20 protein-coding genes are annotated in these 16,598 nt (G+C 72.0%); 7 read left to right on the forward strand and 13 right to left on the reverse strand.

Going from position 1 to position 16,598, the window contains the following annotated elements:
• Positions 1-128 precede the first annotated feature (128 nt).
• The 3 genes from A6P39_RS34760 to A6P39_RS34770 all read right to left on the reverse strand — a co-directional run bounded on the left by A6P39_RS34760 (position 129) and on the right by A6P39_RS34770 (position 4,108).
• The gene (locus A6P39_RS34760) at positions 129-563 is read right to left on the reverse strand and encodes a GNAT family N-acetyltransferase (protein WP_067049580.1); all 435 of its coding nucleotides are present in this window, start codon (positions 561-563) and stop codon (positions 129-131) included.
• 136 nt (positions 564-699) lie between these two features.
• Positions 700-3,291 carry an ABC transporter permease gene (locus A6P39_RS34765; protein WP_067049583.1) on the reverse strand — a complete coding sequence of 864 codons (2,592 nt, stop codon included), beginning with the start codon at positions 3,289-3,291 and terminating at the stop codon, positions 700-702.
• 4 nt (positions 3,292-3,295) lie between these two features.
• Positions 3,296-4,108 (reverse strand): ABC transporter ATP-binding protein, encoded by an 813-nt coding sequence (locus A6P39_RS34770; protein WP_067049766.1) that lies wholly within the window; start codon positions 4,106-4,108, stop codon positions 3,296-3,298.
• Between the two features lie 117 nt (positions 4,109-4,225).
• Here A6P39_RS34770 and A6P39_RS34775 point away from each other — a divergent pair, with 117 nt between their 5' ends.
• Both A6P39_RS34775 and A6P39_RS34780 read left to right on the forward strand, forming a co-directional pair.
• A complete protein-coding gene (locus tag A6P39_RS34775; protein ID WP_067049586.1) occupies positions 4,226-4,501 on the forward strand; it encodes a toxin-antitoxin system, antitoxin component in 276 nt (91 codons plus the stop codon).
• Between the two features lie 4 nt (positions 4,502-4,505).
• Positions 4,506-4,880: a fic family toxin-antitoxin system, toxin component gene (locus tag A6P39_RS34780; RefSeq protein WP_067049589.1), complete on the forward strand. Its 375-nt coding sequence runs from the start codon at positions 4,506-4,508 to the stop codon at positions 4,878-4,880.
• Between the two features lie 44 nt (positions 4,881-4,924).
• Here A6P39_RS34780 and A6P39_RS34785 read toward each other — a convergent pair whose 3' ends face one another.
• The 4 genes from A6P39_RS34785 to bioB all read right to left on the reverse strand — a co-directional run bounded on the left by A6P39_RS34785 (position 4,925) and on the right by bioB (position 8,989).
• Complete coding sequence (locus tag A6P39_RS34785; protein WP_067049592.1) at positions 4,925-5,617, reverse strand: class I SAM-dependent methyltransferase; 693 nt, start codon at positions 5,615-5,617, stop codon at positions 4,925-4,927.
• Between the two features lie 172 nt (positions 5,618-5,789).
• The gene (gene bioD, locus A6P39_RS34790; RefSeq protein WP_067049595.1) at positions 5,790-6,506 is read right to left on the reverse strand and encodes a dethiobiotin synthase; all 717 of its coding nucleotides are present in this window, start codon (positions 6,504-6,506) and stop codon (positions 5,790-5,792) included.
• A 1-nt stretch (position 6,507) separates the two neighbouring features.
• Complete coding sequence (locus tag A6P39_RS34795) at positions 6,508-7,788, reverse strand: adenosylmethionine--8-amino-7-oxononanoate transaminase (RefSeq protein ID WP_067049597.1); 1,281 nt, start codon at positions 7,786-7,788, stop codon at positions 6,508-6,510.
• The gene (gene bioB, locus A6P39_RS34800; protein WP_067049600.1) at positions 7,781-8,989 is read right to left on the reverse strand and encodes a biotin synthase BioB; all 1,209 of its coding nucleotides are present in this window, start codon (positions 8,987-8,989) and stop codon (positions 7,781-7,783) included. Before bioB ends, A6P39_RS34795 begins: the two co-directional genes overlap by 8 nt.
• Before the next feature lie 147 nt (positions 8,990-9,136).
• Here bioB and A6P39_RS34805 point away from each other — a divergent pair, with 147 nt between their 5' ends.
• A complete protein-coding gene (locus A6P39_RS34805; RefSeq protein WP_067049603.1) occupies positions 9,137-10,264 on the forward strand; it encodes an 8-amino-7-oxononanoate synthase in 1,128 nt (375 codons plus the stop codon).
• 80 nt (positions 10,265-10,344) lie between these two features.
• Here A6P39_RS34805 and A6P39_RS34810 read toward each other — a convergent pair whose 3' ends face one another.
• Positions 10,345-10,566 carry a DUF397 domain-containing protein gene (locus A6P39_RS34810; protein ID WP_067049606.1) on the reverse strand — a complete coding sequence of 74 codons (222 nt, stop codon included), beginning with the start codon at positions 10,564-10,566 and terminating at the stop codon, positions 10,345-10,347.
• Between the two features lie 15 nt (positions 10,567-10,581).
• Positions 10,582-11,442 (reverse strand): helix-turn-helix domain-containing protein, encoded by an 861-nt coding sequence (locus tag A6P39_RS34815; protein WP_067049609.1) that lies wholly within the window; start codon positions 11,440-11,442, stop codon positions 10,582-10,584.
• 211 nt (positions 11,443-11,653) lie between these two features.
• Between A6P39_RS34815 and A6P39_RS34820 the strand changes: the two genes are divergently transcribed.
• A complete protein-coding gene (locus A6P39_RS34820; protein ID WP_067049612.1) occupies positions 11,654-12,082 on the forward strand; it encodes an ATP-binding protein in 429 nt (142 codons plus the stop codon).
• On the opposite strand, the gene A6P39_RS34825 is transcribed toward A6P39_RS34820, so the two are convergent.
• On the reverse strand, positions 12,079-12,990 hold the full coding sequence (locus A6P39_RS34825) for a LysR family transcriptional regulator (RefSeq protein WP_067049614.1): 912 nt from the start codon (positions 12,988-12,990) through the stop codon (positions 12,079-12,081). The two genes, A6P39_RS34820 and A6P39_RS34825, sit on opposite strands and share 4 nt — an antisense overlap.
• An 83-nt stretch (positions 12,991-13,073) precedes the next feature.
• On the opposite strand from A6P39_RS34825, the gene A6P39_RS34830 reads away from it, so the two are divergent.
• A complete protein-coding gene (locus A6P39_RS34830; RefSeq protein ID WP_067049617.1) occupies positions 13,074-13,691 on the forward strand; it encodes a LysE family translocator in 618 nt (205 codons plus the stop codon).
• Positions 13,692-13,698: 7 nt separating this feature from the next.
• Here A6P39_RS34830 and A6P39_RS34835 read toward each other — a convergent pair whose 3' ends face one another.
• The 3 genes from A6P39_RS34835 to A6P39_RS34845 form a co-directional block, all read right to left on the reverse strand.
• Complete coding sequence (locus A6P39_RS34835) at positions 13,699-14,172, reverse strand: C40 family peptidase (protein WP_067049620.1); 474 nt, start codon at positions 14,170-14,172, stop codon at positions 13,699-13,701.
• A 580-nt stretch (positions 14,173-14,752) separates the two neighbouring features.
• Entirely contained in the window at positions 14,753-15,058 is a 306-nt protein-coding gene (locus A6P39_RS34840) for a hypothetical protein (protein ID WP_067049623.1), read from the reverse strand.
• Between the two features lie 7 nt (positions 15,059-15,065).
• Positions 15,066-15,701: an ATP-dependent Clp protease proteolytic subunit gene (locus A6P39_RS34845; protein ID WP_067049769.1), complete on the reverse strand. Its 636-nt coding sequence runs from the start codon at positions 15,699-15,701 to the stop codon at positions 15,066-15,068.
• A gap of 87 nt (positions 15,702-15,788) precedes the next feature.
• Here A6P39_RS34845 and A6P39_RS34850 point away from each other — a divergent pair, with 87 nt between their 5' ends.
• Together A6P39_RS34850 and A6P39_RS34855 are read left to right on the forward strand one after the other, a co-directional pair.
• A complete protein-coding gene (locus A6P39_RS34850; protein WP_067049626.1) occupies positions 15,789-16,070 on the forward strand; it encodes a type II toxin-antitoxin system Phd/YefM family antitoxin in 282 nt (93 codons plus the stop codon).
• Positions 16,071-16,295: 225 nt separating this feature from the next.
• On the forward strand, positions 16,296-16,598 hold the full coding sequence (locus tag A6P39_RS34855; protein ID WP_067049628.1) for an urease subunit gamma: 303 nt from the start codon (positions 16,296-16,298) through the stop codon (positions 16,596-16,598).

Consider the following 16,598-nt stretch of genomic DNA (forward strand, 5'->3'; position numbering starts at 1 on the left):
ACAGGGCAGGACCGAACGCGCGGTGTCGCGGACCGGGAGGCTCGCCCATGGGCGGACGCTCACAACCTTTCATCGAGGGCCGAGTGCTCCCTCAATGGTAAAGGATGAGCAAAGATGCTCTGCTGGGGTCAGTCGGTGAGGCCGGCGAGTGGCTTCACCCAGCGCCGCCACTGCTCCTGCGGGCCGTACCCGGCCGCGCCCCAGGCGTGGTGCGCGGTCTCGTTGCGGACGAGCACCATCGCGTCCGCGCGCCGCCCGCCGAGCCGTGCGAAGCGCTCCTCGGCGGCGGCCAGCAGCGCCGAGCCGATGCCCTGCCGGCGACGCTGCGGATGGACGGCCAGCCGGTACAGATGGCAGCGCCAGCCGTCGAAGCCGGCGATCACCGTGCCCACCAGTTCGCCGCCTTGCTCGGCGAGGATCAGCGCCTCGGGATCACGGGCGACCAGACGCTCCACCCCGCTGCGGTCGTCGCTGATGCTGGTGCCCTCGGCGGCCGTCTTCCAGAAGGCGAGCACGGTGTCGAGATCGTCGGCGAGGGCAGGGCGTATCCGCAGATCGGTCATGTGATCATCAGAACACGGGTGGTGTGCCGCCCCCGGCGAATTCCACCATGCGGACCTGGACGACATGCGGACCTGGACGAGTGCCGCGAGCCGCCAAGGGGCGTCGGTCGTGAAGCGATCGCCGGCCGGCCGGATGTCATTCGTGGGCGATCGCCGCCAGCACGTTCAAGCGCGACGCCCGCAGGGCCGGCAGCAGTGCCGCCACCACGCCCACCACCGCCGCACCGATCACGACCGCGACGATCGTGCCCCAGGGGATCGCGAGCGCCGTCAGCCCGCGCAGGGCCAGCACCCGCTGCATGGACACACCCCACACCAGCCCCAGCGCCAGCCCGAGGACCGCGCCGAACACCGCGATCACCACCGACTCCAGCCGGATCATCCGCCGCAACTGCCGCCGCCCCAGCCCGATCGCCCGCAGCAGCCCGATCTCGCGGGTCCGCTCCACCACCGACAGGGCGAGGGTGTTGACCACCCCGAGCACGGCGATGACGATCGCCAGGGCGAGCAGCGCGTACACCAGATAGAGCAGCACGGCGATCTGGTCGTGGACCAGCTGTTTGTAGTCGGCCTGGTTGCGCACCTGGACCTGCGGGAACGGCTTGAGCGCCCGCTCCAGGCGGGGACGCAGGTCCTGCGGTTTCGTGCCGGCGGCCGCGTTGACGTAGAGCGCGGAGTCCTGGCCGCTCGGCACGTACTTCTCGAAGGTGGTGAGGCCGACGTAGATGCCGCCCTGGGTGCCGAAACCGTCCGCCGTCTCCTGGTCGGTGAGTGCCCCGACGGTCAGCTCGGTGTGCCGCCCGCCCGGGAACTCGACCGGGAGGACGCTGCCCGGCCGCACACCGTGGTCCTTGGCGAAACCGGCGTCCATGGCGAGGTGCCCGTCCGCCAGCGCCGCCGCCGAACCTCCCCGTGTGTAGGTGATGTGCGCGACGTCGTCCAGCCCGGGGCCGTACGCGCCGGCGGCCGTCTCCACGCGCTCCCCGTCCGGCAGCCGTACGGCGAGCGGGGTGAGCCGCTGCCGGACGACGAGCCCGACACCGTGCGTGGCGGCCACGACGTCCCGCACCTGCTTCGTGAACGGGGTGAAGTTGGCGTTCTGGATGACGAAATCGGCGCCCAGCGTCCGGTCGATCTGCCGGTCGAACGACGCCGACATCGACGCGCTCGCCACCGACATCCCGCCGACCAGGGCGAGGCCCACCATGAGCGCGGCGGCCGTGGCGCCGGTGCGGCGCGGATTGCGCAGCGCGTTGCGCTGGCTCATCCGGCCGACCGGCCCGAACAGCGCGGGGAAGGCCGCGCCCAGCACGCGGATCACCGGCCGCACCAGCAGTGGTCCGGCGACCACGGTCGCGATCAGCGTCAGGGCCACGCCGACGCCCAGCAGCGAAGCCGCCTGCGCGGTCCTCGTGGCCGCCGCGCACCCGGCCAGCGCCGCCGCCCCGGCCGCCCCCAGCACCCCGCCGACGATCGCCCGCACCTTGAGCGGCTTGCCCACGCCCGCGACCTCCGCGTCCGCCAGCGCGGCCATCGGCGAGACCGCGGCCGCGCGCCGTGCCGGCAGATAGGCGGCCACGAAGGTGACGCCCAGTCCGACGACGTACGCGGCGACGGGCGTCCCCCAGCCGATCACCATCTCCGTGGCCTTCAGGTTCATCCCGAACGCGCTCATCAGCCGGATCAGCCCGAGCGCCAGCCCGATCCCGGCCCCGAGACCGAGCGTCGAGCCCACCAGCCCGAGCAGCAGCGCCTCGGTGAGCACCGAGCGCCGCACCTGCCGCCGGTCCGCGCCGAGGGCCCGCAACAGGCCCAGTTCACGGGTGCGTTGGGCGATCAGCATGGAGAAGGTGTTGACGATGAGGAACACACCGACGAGCAGCGCCACTCCGGCGAAGCCCAGCATCACGTACTTGATCACGTCCAGGAACGTGCCGAGGCTGGCGGCCGCCGACTTGGCCTGCTCGCCGGCGGTCTTCAGGTCGTAGGTGCCGGCGCTGGTGCCGGTGCCTGCGCGGGTGCCGAGCGCCGAGCCGATCCTGCGCTTGAGTTCCGCGTCGGACACGCCCTTCGCCGCGTCCGCCGAGACGCTCGTCGCCAGTGCCTGGGAGCCGAGCAGTTCGCGGCCCGCCACCGCCGGGTCCACGAAGACCAGGGCCGCGCCCGGATTGGTCGTGGTGAACGTGGCGATCCCGACGACCCGGACCCGGAACGTGCCGGGCTCGGCCTGCACCGTCAGCGGGTCGCCGATCCGTACGTGCTTCTTGTGGGCCGTGTCGGCGTCCAGCAGCGCCTCGCCCGCACCGTGCGGCGCGTGGCCGGAGGTCAGTTCCACCGGGGAGCGGTCGCTGACGTACCAGGAGGTGGCGATGGTGGGGGCGCCGGTGGTCGGCCCGACGGACCTGTCGTGCCGGTCGACGACCACGACGTTCTGCACCTTGACGTCCGCGCGGGCCGCCGTGACCCCGGGCACCCGCGCCACCCGGTCCCGCAGCGCGGCGGGCACGGTCTGCACCACGCCGCCCGGCACCGGGGACTTCAGGTCCTGCCTGGGCTCCACGGTCACGTCGGCGGCCGTGGAGGCGAACAGCCGGTCGAAGGTACGGGTGACGGTGTCGGAGAAGATCAGGCTGCCCGCGACGAACGCCACGGACAGGATCACGGCCAGCGCGGACAGCGCGAGCCGTCCCCTGTGCGCGAGGAAGCTCCTCAGGGTCGCCTTGAGCACCGGGTCAGTCCTCCTGGGCGGTGCCGTCGGCGCCGAGCCGTTCGCGCACGGTGTCGAACCGTTTCATCCGGTCGAGGACGGCCTCGGCCGTCGGCCCTTCCATCCGGTCGACGATCCGTCCGTCGGCGAGGAAGAGCACCAGGTCGGAGTGGGCGGCGGCGCCGGGGTCGTGCGTGACCATGACCACCGTCTGTCCGAGATCGTCCACCGCGCCGCGCAGAAAACCCAGCACCTCCAGCCCGGCCCGCGAGTCCAGATTGCCGGTCGGCTCGTCGGCGAAGATCAGCTCCGGCCGGGAGGCCAGCGCCCGAGCGCACGCGACCCGCTGCTGCTGACCGCCGGAGAGCTGCGCGGGCCGGTGCGTCAGGCGGTCCCGCAGGCCGAGCGTGTCGATCACCTGGTCCAGCCACTTCTCGTCCGGCCTGCGGCCCGCGATGGCCATCGGCAGTGTGATGTTCTCGAGGGCCGTCAGCGTCGGGATGAGGTTGAACGACTGGAACATGAACCCGATCCGGTCCCGCCGCAGCCGGGTCAGCTCCCGTTCCTTCAGCCCGGTGATCTCGGTGTCACCGAGCCACACCTGCCCGGCCGACACGGTGTCGAGCCCCGCCAGGCAGTGCATGAGCGTGGACTTCCCGGATCCCGAGGGTCCCATCACGGCGGTGAACCGGCCGCGCGTGATGTCCACGTCCACCGCGTCCAGGGCGAGGACGGCCGTCTCGCCGGAGCCGTAGGCCTTGGTCAGCGCGCGGGCGCGGGCCGCATTCCCGCCGTCCGGCGCTCGGCCCGGCACGTGCTGTGCAGCAGGTGTGGACAAGACCGCCTCCCGGTCGCCAGAACCGCCCGTCCGGGCGAGCGTAAGGGACAGCTCGGCCGGGCGCACCGATTCCGCGCGCCCTTGCCATTGCTAGCATTTCGGCGCTAGCTTCGAAGCATGGCGAAGACCCAGCTGAACGTGCGCGTGGACGAGGGCACCGCCCGCGCGGCCCGCGAACGCGCCCTGGCCCGTGGCATCAGCGTCAACCGCTACATAGAAGAGCTGGTCAGACAGGACACCGGGGAGGCCGGGCGGACGTTCGTGGAGGCCGCCGCCGACTTCATGAAGCAGTACGAGACCGTGTTCGCCGAGGAGTTCACCGAGTCTCACGGCACTGTCACCGGCGCCGGCGCCGGCACCGGCACCGGCACCGGCACCGAGGGTGGCCGCTGATCCCTTGAACGAGCTAAGCATCGACCTCGCCTGGCTGCTCATGCTCGCCGAACAGCGCACCCCCGGAGACCCGCAGGTCACCGACTGGGGCGCGCTGATCGCCGCCGTCGCCCGGCACCGGGCCGAGATATTCGGAGTGCCCGTCTACGACGACCCGCACGCCCGCGCGGCGTCCCTGCTCCAACTGCTGATCCACGTACCGGCGCTGGAGCGCTCCAACGCGCTGTTCGCCTCGGCGGTCGCCTACGCCTACCTGATCGCCAGCGGAGCCAAGGTCGTCACCACGGCCGAGCAGGTGCGTGACCTGGCCCGGCTGGTGAAGGACGGCTCGGCCGACGTGGACGCCATCGCGCGGGAACTGCGGCGCTGGAGCATCTGACGCACCCCTGCTGCTGACGCAGCCCGCGCCGCCCGGGGAGGCGGTCAGCGGGCCTCCGGCTCCCCCGGCCGCCAGGCGACGCCCAGCACGCCGTACGAGGTCGGCAGCTTCGGGCCCTTCTCCGGGAGCGAAAGCCGCCGGTGCGGGCCGAGTTCGAAGCCGGCCTCGCGCAGCTCGGCGATCGGCTCGCGGGACACGTGGCAGCCGCCGAACAGCACGGGCCACACGGTGCGGTCGAGGGCCCGCTGGGTCAGGGTCATCACCCGGCCGCCGCCCCGCCCGTGCTCGAAGAAGCGCACCTCACCGCCGGGCCGGAGCACCCGGCGCACCTCGGCGAGCGACCGCGTCACGTCCCGCACGCTGCACAGCACCAGCGACAGCACCGCAGCGTCGAAGGCCTCGCTCTTGACGGGCAGCGCCTCCGCCGCACCCGGCACCACGTCCACCGGCACCTGGGCGCGCAGCGCGGCCTCCAGTGCCAACTTCCTCAGCAGCGGCTCGGGTTCGATCGCGACGACCTCGGCCACGGCGGCCGGGTAGCGGGCGAAGTTCAGCCCGTTGCCCGCGCCGATCTCGATCACCCGCCCGGACAGCCCGGCGAGCAGCCGCTCCCGCACGGCGGCCAGGCCGAGCCCGGTCTCGGCGGCCACGCTGCATCTTGTGTAGAAACGGGCGAACAGCGGGTGGTGGACGGGACTCCCCGCCACCTTGCCGGAGACCGCCGACGTCAGTCGCATGGCACCTCCCGGAGGACGTTCTCAGGGTGATTGTCCCCCGGGAATCACGAAGGCACCCTCGCCGCGACGCCCCAAGGGCGCGGGAGCGTCATCGCCGTGCGGCTGCGCCGCACGGGCCCGGCCGGCCGCCGCGGGGAGCCGCACCCGGACGACGACCTGCACCTCCCGCGGCCTACGGCGCTACCCGCACCCGGAACGCCTCCGCGTCCCACGTCCCCTCCAGCCGGGGCGCCAGCCACCCCGGCGCCGCCGAGCGGAACTCGCCGGGAGACAGGCCGCCCGCCCCGGCGGGAATCGCACCGAGCAGCGGAGCCCCCGCGACCTCCGGCAGGTCGGCCACGTTGCAGCGGGCGGCGAGGTCGGGGGAGCCGGGCCAGCTGCCGATCACCACGCCGGTGAACTCCAGCTCCCGGCGGCGCAGTTCACGGGCCGTCAGCTCCGTGGCGTTCAGCGTGCCGAGCGCGGCCGGGGCCACGACCAGCACCGGCGCGTTCAGCAGCCGCGCCACGTCCGCCAGCGTGCCGCCGGCCGCGTCGAACCGGACGAGCAGCCCGCCCGCCCCTTCGACCAGCACCAGATCGTGCTCGGTGGCCAGCTTGGCCGCCCGGTCGGCCACCTCCTGCGGGTGCACCGGCGCCATCCCGGCCCGCCGGGCCGCCGTACCCGGCGCCAACGGCTCGGGAAAACGGGCCAGTTCGCCGGCCGTCACCGGACCCGCGAGCCGTGCGACCTCGTCGGCGTCGCCGCGCTCGTCCGGTCCCACGCCGGTCTGCGCGGCCTTCAGCACGGCCACCGAACGCCCCGCCGCGAGCGCCGCCGCGGCGACGGCGGCGGTGGTGACGGTCTTGCCGACCTCCGTGCCCGTGCCCGTGATCACCAGTACCGGCATGTCATCCCTCCCGCGCCGCGGCACACACCGCGCGCGCGATCCGTGCCACGTCCTCGTCCGAGGTGACGTACGGCGGCATCGTGTAGACCAGATCGCGGAACGGGCGCAGCCACACGCCCTCCCGCACGGCGGCGTCCGTGGCGGCCTTCATGTCCACCTCGTGGTCGAGCTGGACGACCCCGATGGCGCCGAGCACCCGGACGTCCTTCACCCCGCGTGCTCCGAGGGCCGGCGCCAGGCCCTCGCGCAGGCCGGTCTCGATCCGCTTGACCTCGGACGGCCAGTCCTGCCCGAGCAGCAGCTCCAGCGAGGCACAGGCCACCGCCGCCGCGAGCGGGTTGCCCATGAACGTCGGGCCGTGCGCGAGCACCGGCACCTCGCCCCGCGAGATGCCCTCGGCCACCCGCGCGGTGCACAGCGTCGCCGCCATCGTCAGATAGCCGCCGGTCAGCGCCTTGCCCACGCACATCACATCCGGGGTGACGGCCGCGTGGTCCGCCGCGAACAGTGCGCCGGTGCGGCCGAAGCCGGTGGCGATCTCGTCGAACACCAGCAGGACGTCGTGCGCGTCGCACGCCTCGCGCAGCACCCGCAGATAGTCGGGGGAGTGGAAGCGCATCCCGCCCGCGCCCTGCACCACCGGCTCCACGATCACCGCGGCCAGCTCGTCCGCGTGCCGGGCGATCAGCTCGCGCAGATGCTCCGCGTACGACTCCTCGTACGCGGCGGGCGGCGCGTCCGCGAAGACCTGGCGCGGCAGCACCCCGGACCACAGCTCGTGCATCCCGCCCTCGGGGTCGCACACCGACATGGGCTGCCAGGTGTCGCCGTGGTAGCCGCCCCGCCAGGTCAGCAGCCGCCGCTTGCCCGGACGGCCGAGCGAGCGCCAGTACTGCAGGCACATCTTCACGGCGACCTCGACCGACACCGAGCCGGAGTCGGCCAGGAAGACATGCTCCAGGCCGTCGGGCGACATGTCGACAAGGAGCTTGGCGAGCCGTACGGCGGGCTCGTGGGTGAGTCCGCCGAACATCACATGGCTCATCCGCGCCAGCTGCCGGTGCGCGGCCTCGTTGAGCACCGGGTGGTTGTAGCCGTGGATCGCCGACCACCAGGACGACATCCCGTCGACCAACTCGCCCGAGCCGTCCGCCAGTCGGAGCCGCACCCCGCTCGCCGAGGCCACGACGAGCGGTTCCTGGCGGCCGGGCATGGGGCCGTAAGGATGCCAGACGTGCTGCCGGTCCAGGGCCAGCAGCTCGTCGACGGGCAGGTCAGGCATTGGGCGCGAGGTCCGTTCCGGCGCCGCGGCGGCGCACGGCGACCAGGTCGGTGCGCGGTTCGGCCGCGACGGACGCCGTGGCCGTACCGCGGACGTCCGCCGCCTCGTGCGAGCCGCAGACGGAGCCGCACCCGGCACCCTCGTGCGAGCCGCACCCGGCGCTCTCGTGCGCTCCGCAGCCGCCCCCGGCCGCCGTCGCCCGGTGCTCCGGCAGCGTCACCTGGTCGGCGCCCTCCACCTCGAAGCCGGCGTCCGCGATCATCTCCAGGTCGGCCTTGCCGGCCTGGCCCTCGGTGGTCAGGTAGTCGCCGAGGAAGATGGAGTTGGCCAGGTTCAGGGCGAGGGGCTGCATCGTGCGCAGGTGGACCTCACGGCCGCCCGCGATGCGCACCTCGACGTCCGGGCACACGAACCGCACCATCGCGAGGATCCGGAGGCAGCGCTGCGGGGTGAGGTTCCACTCCTTGGCCAGCGGGGTGCCCTCGACCGGGATGAGGAAGTTGACCGGGACCGAGTCCGGGTCCAGCTCACGCAGCGAGAAGACGACGTCGACGAGGTCCTCGTCGCTCTCGCCCATGCCCGCGATCAGCCCGGAGCAGGCGGACAGACCGGCCGCGTGCGCCTTGTTCACCGTGTCCACCCGGTCGGCGTAGGTGTGGGTGGTGGTGATGTCCGCGTACGTCCCCTCGGACGTGTTGAGGTTGTGGTTGTAGGCGTCCGCGCCCGCCGCGCGCAGCCGCTCCGCCTGGCCGTCGGAGAGCAGCCCGAGACAGGCGCACACCTCGACGCCCTCGTTCTGCTCCTTGATCGCCTTGATGGTGCCGGCGACCCGGTCCACGTCACGGTCGGTCGGACCACGGCCGGAGGCCACCAGACAGACGCGCTTGGCACCGCCGGCCAGCCCGGCCGCGGCGGCCTGGGAGGCCTCGTCGGGCTTCAGCCAGGTGTACTTCAGGATGCCGGTGTCGGAGCCGAGCCGCTGGGAGCAGTAGGAGCAGTCCTCGGGGCACAGGCCCGACTTGAGGTTGACCAGATAGTTGAGTTTCACCCGTCGCCCGAACCAGTGCCGGCGCACCTTTCCGGCCGCGGCCACCACATCGAGCAGGTCGTCGTCGGAGGTGGCCAGAACGGCGAGCGCTTCCTCGCGGGTCGGCAGCTCGCGCCGAAGCCCCTTGTCCACCAGCGTGTTCAGCAGGTCCATGAGGTCCGATCCTGTCCTACGGGACCGCCCCGGGCCAAGGAGAGTTTGCACAACGGAGACGGTTCACCGTGTGGGTATTGCCACACCTCGGGTGGCCGGTCGTACCGCTAGGGTCTGTCCGCTACCTACAAAAGCACCGGAGGACCCATGGCGTTCGGCTGGATCGACGACCAGGCCGAGGCGCGCCGCCGCGCCGGACTCGTACGGACCCTGCGCCCGCGGCCCGCCGACTCGCCGCTGCTGGACCTGGCGAGCAACGACTACCTGGGTCTCGCCCACCACCCCGAGGTCACCGAGGGGGCGGCCCGGGCCGCCCGGACCTGGGGCGGCGGGTCCACCGGCTCCCGGCTCGTCACCGGCACCACCGAGCTGCACACCGAGCTGGAGCGCGAGCTGGCCGCGTTCTGCGGATCCGAGGCGGCGCTGGTCTTCTCCTCCGGCTACGCCGCGAACCTGGCCGCGGTCACGGCGCTCGGCCCGCACGGCTCACTGATCGTCTCCGACGCGGGCAACCACGCCTCGCTCATCGACGGCTGCCGGCTCGCCCGGGGCAGCAGGCAGGTCGTCGGGCACGCCGACCCGGAGGCCGTGCGCAAGGTGCTGGGTACGCACGAGGGTGAGGCCATCGTCGTCTCCGACACGGTGTTCTCCGTGGACGGCGACGCGGCACCGCTGGCCGCGCTGGCCGAGGCCTGCCGGGAGCACGGCGCCGGGCTGGTGGTGGACGACGCGCACGGGCTCGGGGTGCTGGGCGAGGGGGGCCGGGGCGCGCCGTACGCGGCCGGGCTCGCGGGCGCCGCGGACGTGGTGGTCACGGCCACCCTGTCCAAGTCGCTGGGCAGTCAGGGCGGGGTGGTGCTGGGACCGGCGCGGGTGATCGACCACCTGGTCAACGCTGCCCGGACCTTCATCTTCGACACGGGCCTGGCCCCGGCGGCGGCCGGTGCGGCCCTGTCGGCGCTGCGGCTGCTCGTGCGGGAACCGCAGCGCGCGGCGCGGGCCCGGGAGGTGGCCGCGGAGCTGCACGCACGGCTGACCGCCGCGGGTCTGGAGGCGGTGCGTCCGGACGCCGCGGTGGTCTCCGTGCGGGCTCCGTCCCCGGAGCAGGCGGTGCGCTGGGCGGCCGACTGCCGTACGGCAGGGCTGGCCGTGGGCTGCTTCCGTCCTCCTTCCGTGCCCGACGGCGTCTCACGGCTGAGGCTGACCGCCCGCGCGGACCTGTCCGGGGCAGAGATCGAACGCGCTGTACGGGTCATCGGCGAAACGCGACCATGAGTCGGCGTGACACGGCCGTGCTTCACCCGAAACTGATGACATGTGACCGGTTTTGATCGGATGACGGTTCGAGTCGCGGTTCAGATGGTGGTGACGAACTCAGCCCAGCTGCCGGCGGAGAAGAGCAGCGCGGGTCCGGCCGGGCTCTTGGAGTCGCGTACGGCGAGCAGTCCGGCCCAGGGGCCGGAGCGCGGCCGTGCCGTCTCCACGCAGTTGTTGGCTCCCGTGCTGTAGCTGCTGCGCAGCCAGCGCACGTCGTGCAGGTCGGTACTGGCAGGGACGTTCCGAGGCAGTGCTGACATGGGGGGCGTGCCTCCTTACGCGCCGTCGCCTATCCCGGCGATGTAGTCCAACGAGTCCTCGGGGGAAAGGGCGTGGAACTGAAGAGTGGCGAAGGCCTCGGAGTAGGCCATGAGGTCTTCTTTCCGCTCCAGGTAGAGGCTACTCGTCAACTGGTCGAGAACAACCACGTCCAGATCAGAAGTGCTCGGAAATGAGAAAATAACGAAAGGCCCGGTGAGGCCCACATGGGCTCCGGCCCCGAATGGCAGTACCTGCAGCCGCACTTGGGGCAGCCGGGCGGCCTCCATCAGCCGGGCCAGCTGCCGGGTCATCACCTCGGGGCCGCCGACCTCGCGCCGCAGCACCGCCTCGTCCAGCACCGCGCACAGCTCCAGCGGCGGCTGTGAACGCAGCACGTCCTGCCTGGCCAGCCGCACCTCCACCAGCGCGTCCAGGCGCTCCTCGTCCAGTCCGTGCACGGCCGCCCGGGTCACCGCGCGGGCGTACTCCGGGGTCTGGAGCAGACCCGGCACCACCGTGGTCTCCAGGGTGCGCATCGCGCTGGCCTGCGACTCCAGGCTGATGAAATCCCGGTACGTGGGCGGCAGTACCCCGCGGTAGGCGTGCCACCAGCGGTGCCGGTCGCCCGCCTCCTCGGTGCCGACCAGCATCAGCAGTAACTCGCGCAGATGCCCGTCCCGCACCCCGTAGGCGTCCAGCAGCGAACGCAGATCGGCTGGTTTCACCCCGCTGGCACCGGTCTCGATACGGCTCACCTTCGACTGGTGCCAGCCGACCAGCCGAGCCGCCTCACCGCTCGTGAGCCCAGCACCGGTCCGCAGCATGCGCAGTTCGGCGCCCAATTTACGGCGCCGCACCGCCGGCCCGTTCTGCATGGGCTTCTCCTTACTCCTTCTGGACGGCCCAAATACGGTCTCGCGTCGCAGAGTTCACCGCATTGGGCGACAGATATATGCATATCTTGGTGGATCGCTCCCCGTGACCGGCCCGGTGATGGCAGGCTGACGAACAAGCACCAGTCCGGGACCGTACTCGAACCATCCGCTCCTTGTCGGTGCGATCCCGCGGGAAAGGGACGGCGTCGCCATGGCAGACCATCTGGAAGCATCCGTCACTCTGCCGAGCGATCCCGCCTCGGTCTCCGCGGCCCGCTCGTACGTCGTGGGCACCCTGGCGGAATGGGGCCTGCCCTCGGACACCGAAGCAGCCGACACCGTGCGGCTCATCATCTCCGAACTCGCCACGAACGCCGTACAGCACACCTTCGGTCAGTCACCCACCTTCACGGTCGACATCGCGCTGCACCATGACGAACACCTGCGCATCGGCGTCACGGACAGTCATCCCCGCTTCCCGAAGAGACTGCCTGCCGCCGTCCAGCAGGACAACGGCCGCGGCATGGTCATCATCCGCTGGCTCACCGCCGAGTGCGGCGGAAAGCTCCGCATCCGCCCCACCCGCGAGGGCGGCAAGACGGTCTTCATCGAACTTCCCTGGGCGGTGCCGACGGGCTAGCGTCCCGCCCGTCCGAAAGCACCCCGCAGCAGCGCCCGGAACGCGGCCGCCGCCGGGGACGTCTCGTCCGCGCGATGGGCCACCGAGATCGTCCGGTGCAGCCGGCCCGCCTCCAGAGGACGTACGCCGACCGGTGTGGCCGCTGTGCGGGCCACCATCTCCGGTACGACGGCCACCCCGAGCCCCGCGCTGACGAGCGCGCACACCACCGCGTACCCCGGTGTCGGCACCAGCAGCGCCGGTGCGGCGCCCGCCCGGGCGAGCAGCGCCTCGATGTCCCGCCGGGCCGGATGGTGCGGCGCCATGCTGATCAGCGGCTGCCCGGCCAGTTCCGCCAGCGGCAGCCGGGAGGCCGCACTGCTCAGGGCGTGTCCGGGGGCGGTCACCAGCACCAGCTCCTCCACCAGCACCGGCTCCAGCCGTACCGACGAGGGCACGGGTGCGGGCTCGGCCGGGTGGTAGGTGTGGGTCAGCGCCACGTCCACCTCGCCGGCCGCCACCGCCATGACCCCGGACGGCGGGTCGTAGTCGGCGACCGACAGCGTCACGTCGGGATGGGCCCGGCGGAACGCGCTCAGCGCGGGCGGCAGCAGATGGACGCCCGCGGTGGGGAAGGTACCGAGCCGCAGGGTGCCGCCGCTGAGACCGGTCAGCCGGGCCAGTTCGTGCCGGGCCTGATCCAGCTCGTCCAGCACCCGCCGGGCCCGCGCCACCAGCATCTCGCCCGCCTCGGTCAGCCGGGCACCGCGGTGGTGGCGGACCAGCAGCGCCGTGCCCGCCTCCCGCTCCAGCTTGGCCAGCTGCTGGGAGAGCGCGGGCGGGGTGTAGCCGAGCCGGTCGGCGGCCCGGGTGATCGAGCCGGCCTCCGCGACCGCCACGAGCGCGGCCAGCCGGGTGGGGTCGTACATGGGTTTAGCCTAAAGCAACGCTTAAGGCTCACGGTGCAGATTCCAAATACCTGCTGAAGGCTTCGGTGGGGCACGCTGGCGGCATGGACGGACAGCTCATCGCCTTCACCGGGATCGCCGCGGGCCTGGTGGCCATGCCCGGCGCCGACTTCACCGTGGTCGTCCGCAACGCGCTCGTCTCGCGCCGGGCCGGCGCGGTCTGCGGGCTCGGTATCGCGGGCGGGCTGCTGGTGCACGCCACCCTGGCGGTGGTCGGCGTCGCGGCCGTGCTGGTGGCCGTGCCCGCGCTGTTCCGGACGCTGCAGCTGCTGGGCGGCGCGTATGTGCTCTACCTCGGCGTGCGCACGCTGGCATCACTGCGGCGGGCCGCCCAGGGCCCCGGGGAGCCGGTGGCCGAGGCCGCGCACCCGCTGCGGCAGGGCTTCGTCACCAACGTCCTCAACCCCAAGGCCTCGCTGACCTTCCTCAGCCTGCTGCCGCAGTTCGTGCCGGCCGGGAGCCACGCGCTGCCCAGGACACTGCTGCTCGCGCTGATCGTGTTCACGCTGGCGTTCGTGTGGTTCCAGGCGGTCGCCCTGCTCGTGGACCGGCTGGGCCGATGGCTGCGCCGGCCCCGGGCCGCCCGTGGGCTCCAGGCGGGCACCGGGGTGGCGCTGACGGTCCTGGGAGCGGCCCTGCTGCTGGAGCCGCTCCTGGCCTGACGGCAGGTCAGCTGACCCGGCCGTACCAGACGCTCTTGGTCCAGATCTTCTGGAGCCGCACCACGTCCCCGGTCCTCGGCGCGTGCCAGATGTTGTTGTGGCCGGCGTAGATGCCGACGTGGTAGACGTTCGAGCCGTAGTGGAAGAACACCAGGTCACCGGCCTTGCGGCTGCCGGCGGAGATGTGGTGGGTCTTGTTGTACTGCGCGGCGGCGGTGCGCGGCAGGGTCTTGCCCGCCTTCTTGAACGAGTAGAGCGTCAGCCCCGAGCAGTCGAAGCGGCGCGGCCCGGTGGCCCCGTACTGGTACGGGGAGCCCTTCTTGGAGGCCGCGATCTGCAGCGCCCTCGTCGCGAGGCTCGCGGCCGAGGCGTCGGTGGCGAGACCCGGGACCACGATCGAGCCGCCGACGGCGGCAAGGGTGAGGGCCGAGGCCGTGCCGGCCCGGGCCATGAGCGACGGGACACGATTGAGCGCAGTCATGCGCAACCCTTCGTCAGCCGCCTGTGAAGGATGACCTGTCGGATTCGGGCTGGCGAAGTTGCCCGGCCGCGTTGCCGCGGCTTCACCCCAAGGGCTGCTCGGAACCTCCGGCCGTCTGCCCGTGACGCACAGACGAACATCCGCTCCGGCGACCCGCCTTGCTCGGGTCCTCCACTCCTGCCGATCCACTCCTGTCGACCCGTCATCCGGGCGGCGGCAGGACTCGGCGTCCACCCGGATCGCCCCGCCGCCGTGGCGGGGGCTTGTCGTCAGTCAGGGATCTTCACCCACGACAGTCGGAAAATCCCAACGGAACCGTGGATTTGTGGCGTTACTCACCACTCACCCGTTCGGGTGGACAGTACTGCGTTCGAGGCATCGTCAAATTCCTTACGTAGCCTCCGACCTGGGGCGATGCGTATTCGCGTGATCTCCGCACCGGCACCGTGCGCACGTAGGAAAAACCGGAAAACGACCTGGTCGTACGCCGGTCGGGGGTACGTCGTTCGGACCGTTTCGCGTCGGGCCTGAACGGCAAGTGTCGACACCGCGGTCCCGTCGGGCCGCCGCGGCGTCCGGATCAGCCGACGCCGTCGGGCGGGAGCGCGACGCGCGCAGTGCGGCGCTCACCGTCCAGCACCCGCAACGCCCGTGCCAGCGTGTCCCCGTGCAGCTCCGCCTCGCCCCGCTGGTGCATCAGCGCGAGGGCGTCGCGCAGCTCTGCGGCCTTGCGGACCAGGGCCTGGGCCGCGCGCAGACCGCGGTAGGTGTCTCCGCCGCCGGCGGGATTGATCCTGCCCAGCAGGTCCGCCGTCTCCAGGTACCGGTCGATCAGATCGCCCTCGGCGCGCGTCAGCGCGGGCAGTGGCGGCAGTTCCGGAAGCATCGCCGGCTCACCTCGCGTCCGGTGCGCCGGGCATGCTCCGCCGGCTGGGCACGATGCCGTCCACCAGGCCGTAGGCGAGGGCCGCCGGGGCGTCCAGCACCGTGTCCCGTTCCAGGTCCGCGTGCACCTGCTCCGCCGTGCGCCCGGTGTGCCGCACGAGCATCTCCTCCGTCAGCGCCCGCATCCGGGCCAACTCCTCGGCCTGGATGAGGAGGTCGCTGGGCTGGCCCTGGACCGGCTCGGCCAGCTGGGGCTGCTCGAGCACCATGCGCGCGCCGGGCAGGGCGAACCGCTTGCCCGGGGTGCCGGCCGCGAGCAGCAGCGCGGCGTAGGAGGCCGCCTGGCCCAGGCAGTAGGTCGCCACGTCGCAACTGACGTAGCGCAGCGTGTCGTAGATCGCGGTCATCGCCTGGAAGGTGCCGCCGGGGGAGTTGATGTAGAGCGTGATGTCCCGCTCGGGGGCCGCGTGTTCGAGGTACATGAACTGGGCCATCACGTCGTTGGCCGCCGTGTCGTCGAGCGGGGTGCCGAGGAAGACGATCCGGTCCTCGAAGAGCTTGCCGTAGGGATCGAGCGTGCGTGCGCCGCTGCTGGTGCGCTCGGTGAATTCCGGCAGGACGTAACGGGCGGATGCACTGAACATGGACATACCCCTCCTCGTGGGCGCGGCCTGGCGCGGCCCGCCCTCTGTAAAAAATGTACAGGATGTACGTGACGTTAGAATGGGGTCATGGCCTACGAGATTCCGGTGACGCAAGCCAGGGCTGAACTCGCCGACCTGATCAACCGGGTGGTGTACGGCGGCGAGCGCGTCGTCGTGACCCGGCATGGAAAGCCGCTGGTCGCGCTGGTCTCGGCCGCCGATCTGGAGCGGCTGGACCAGCTCGGCGAAGAGCCGGCCGAGGAGCGGGTCGTCACCTCGGTCTCGAGCATCCGCGAGGCCGGTTCCGCCTCGCGCGAACAGCAGCGGTTCGGGATCGCCGCCGAGCATCGGGGTCCCGGCGTGTCCTGACGCGCGCGGGTATCGCGGGTCCCATTGCGCGGTCATTGCCGGATCAAGGTCTGGTTTAACGTCGTTGAAACTCCGGCGAACTAACCTGCCGATCCACGCCATCAGGGGTTTTTCCGCCCGGATTGAGACGATCCGGGGATTTGTCTGTGTGTTACACCTATCCCGTCGTGATGGCAGCGGCAACCGGACCCCGCACGGTCCGGAGCAAGGACTGTGAGGTGGGACGTGCAACTGACCCCGCACGAGCAAGAGCGACTGCTGATCCATGTGGCGGCCGACGTGGCCGAGAAGCGCCGGGCCCGCGGGCTCAGGCTCAACCACCCGGAGGCGGTCGCCCTCATCACGTCGCACATCCTCGAGGGCGCGCGGGACGGCCGTACGGTCGCCGAGCTGATGTCCTCCGGCCGCAAGCTCCTCACCAGGGACGACGTCATGGACGGCATCGCGGAGATGATCCACGACGTCCAGGTGGAGGCCACCTTCCCGGACGGCACCAAGCTCGTCACCGTCCACGAGCCGATCATCTGA

Origin of the sequence: Streptomyces sp. FXJ1.172 (genome assembly GCF_001636945.3) — a bacterium.
Classification (GTDB): Bacteria; Actinomycetota; Actinomycetes; order Streptomycetales; family Streptomycetaceae; genus Streptomyces.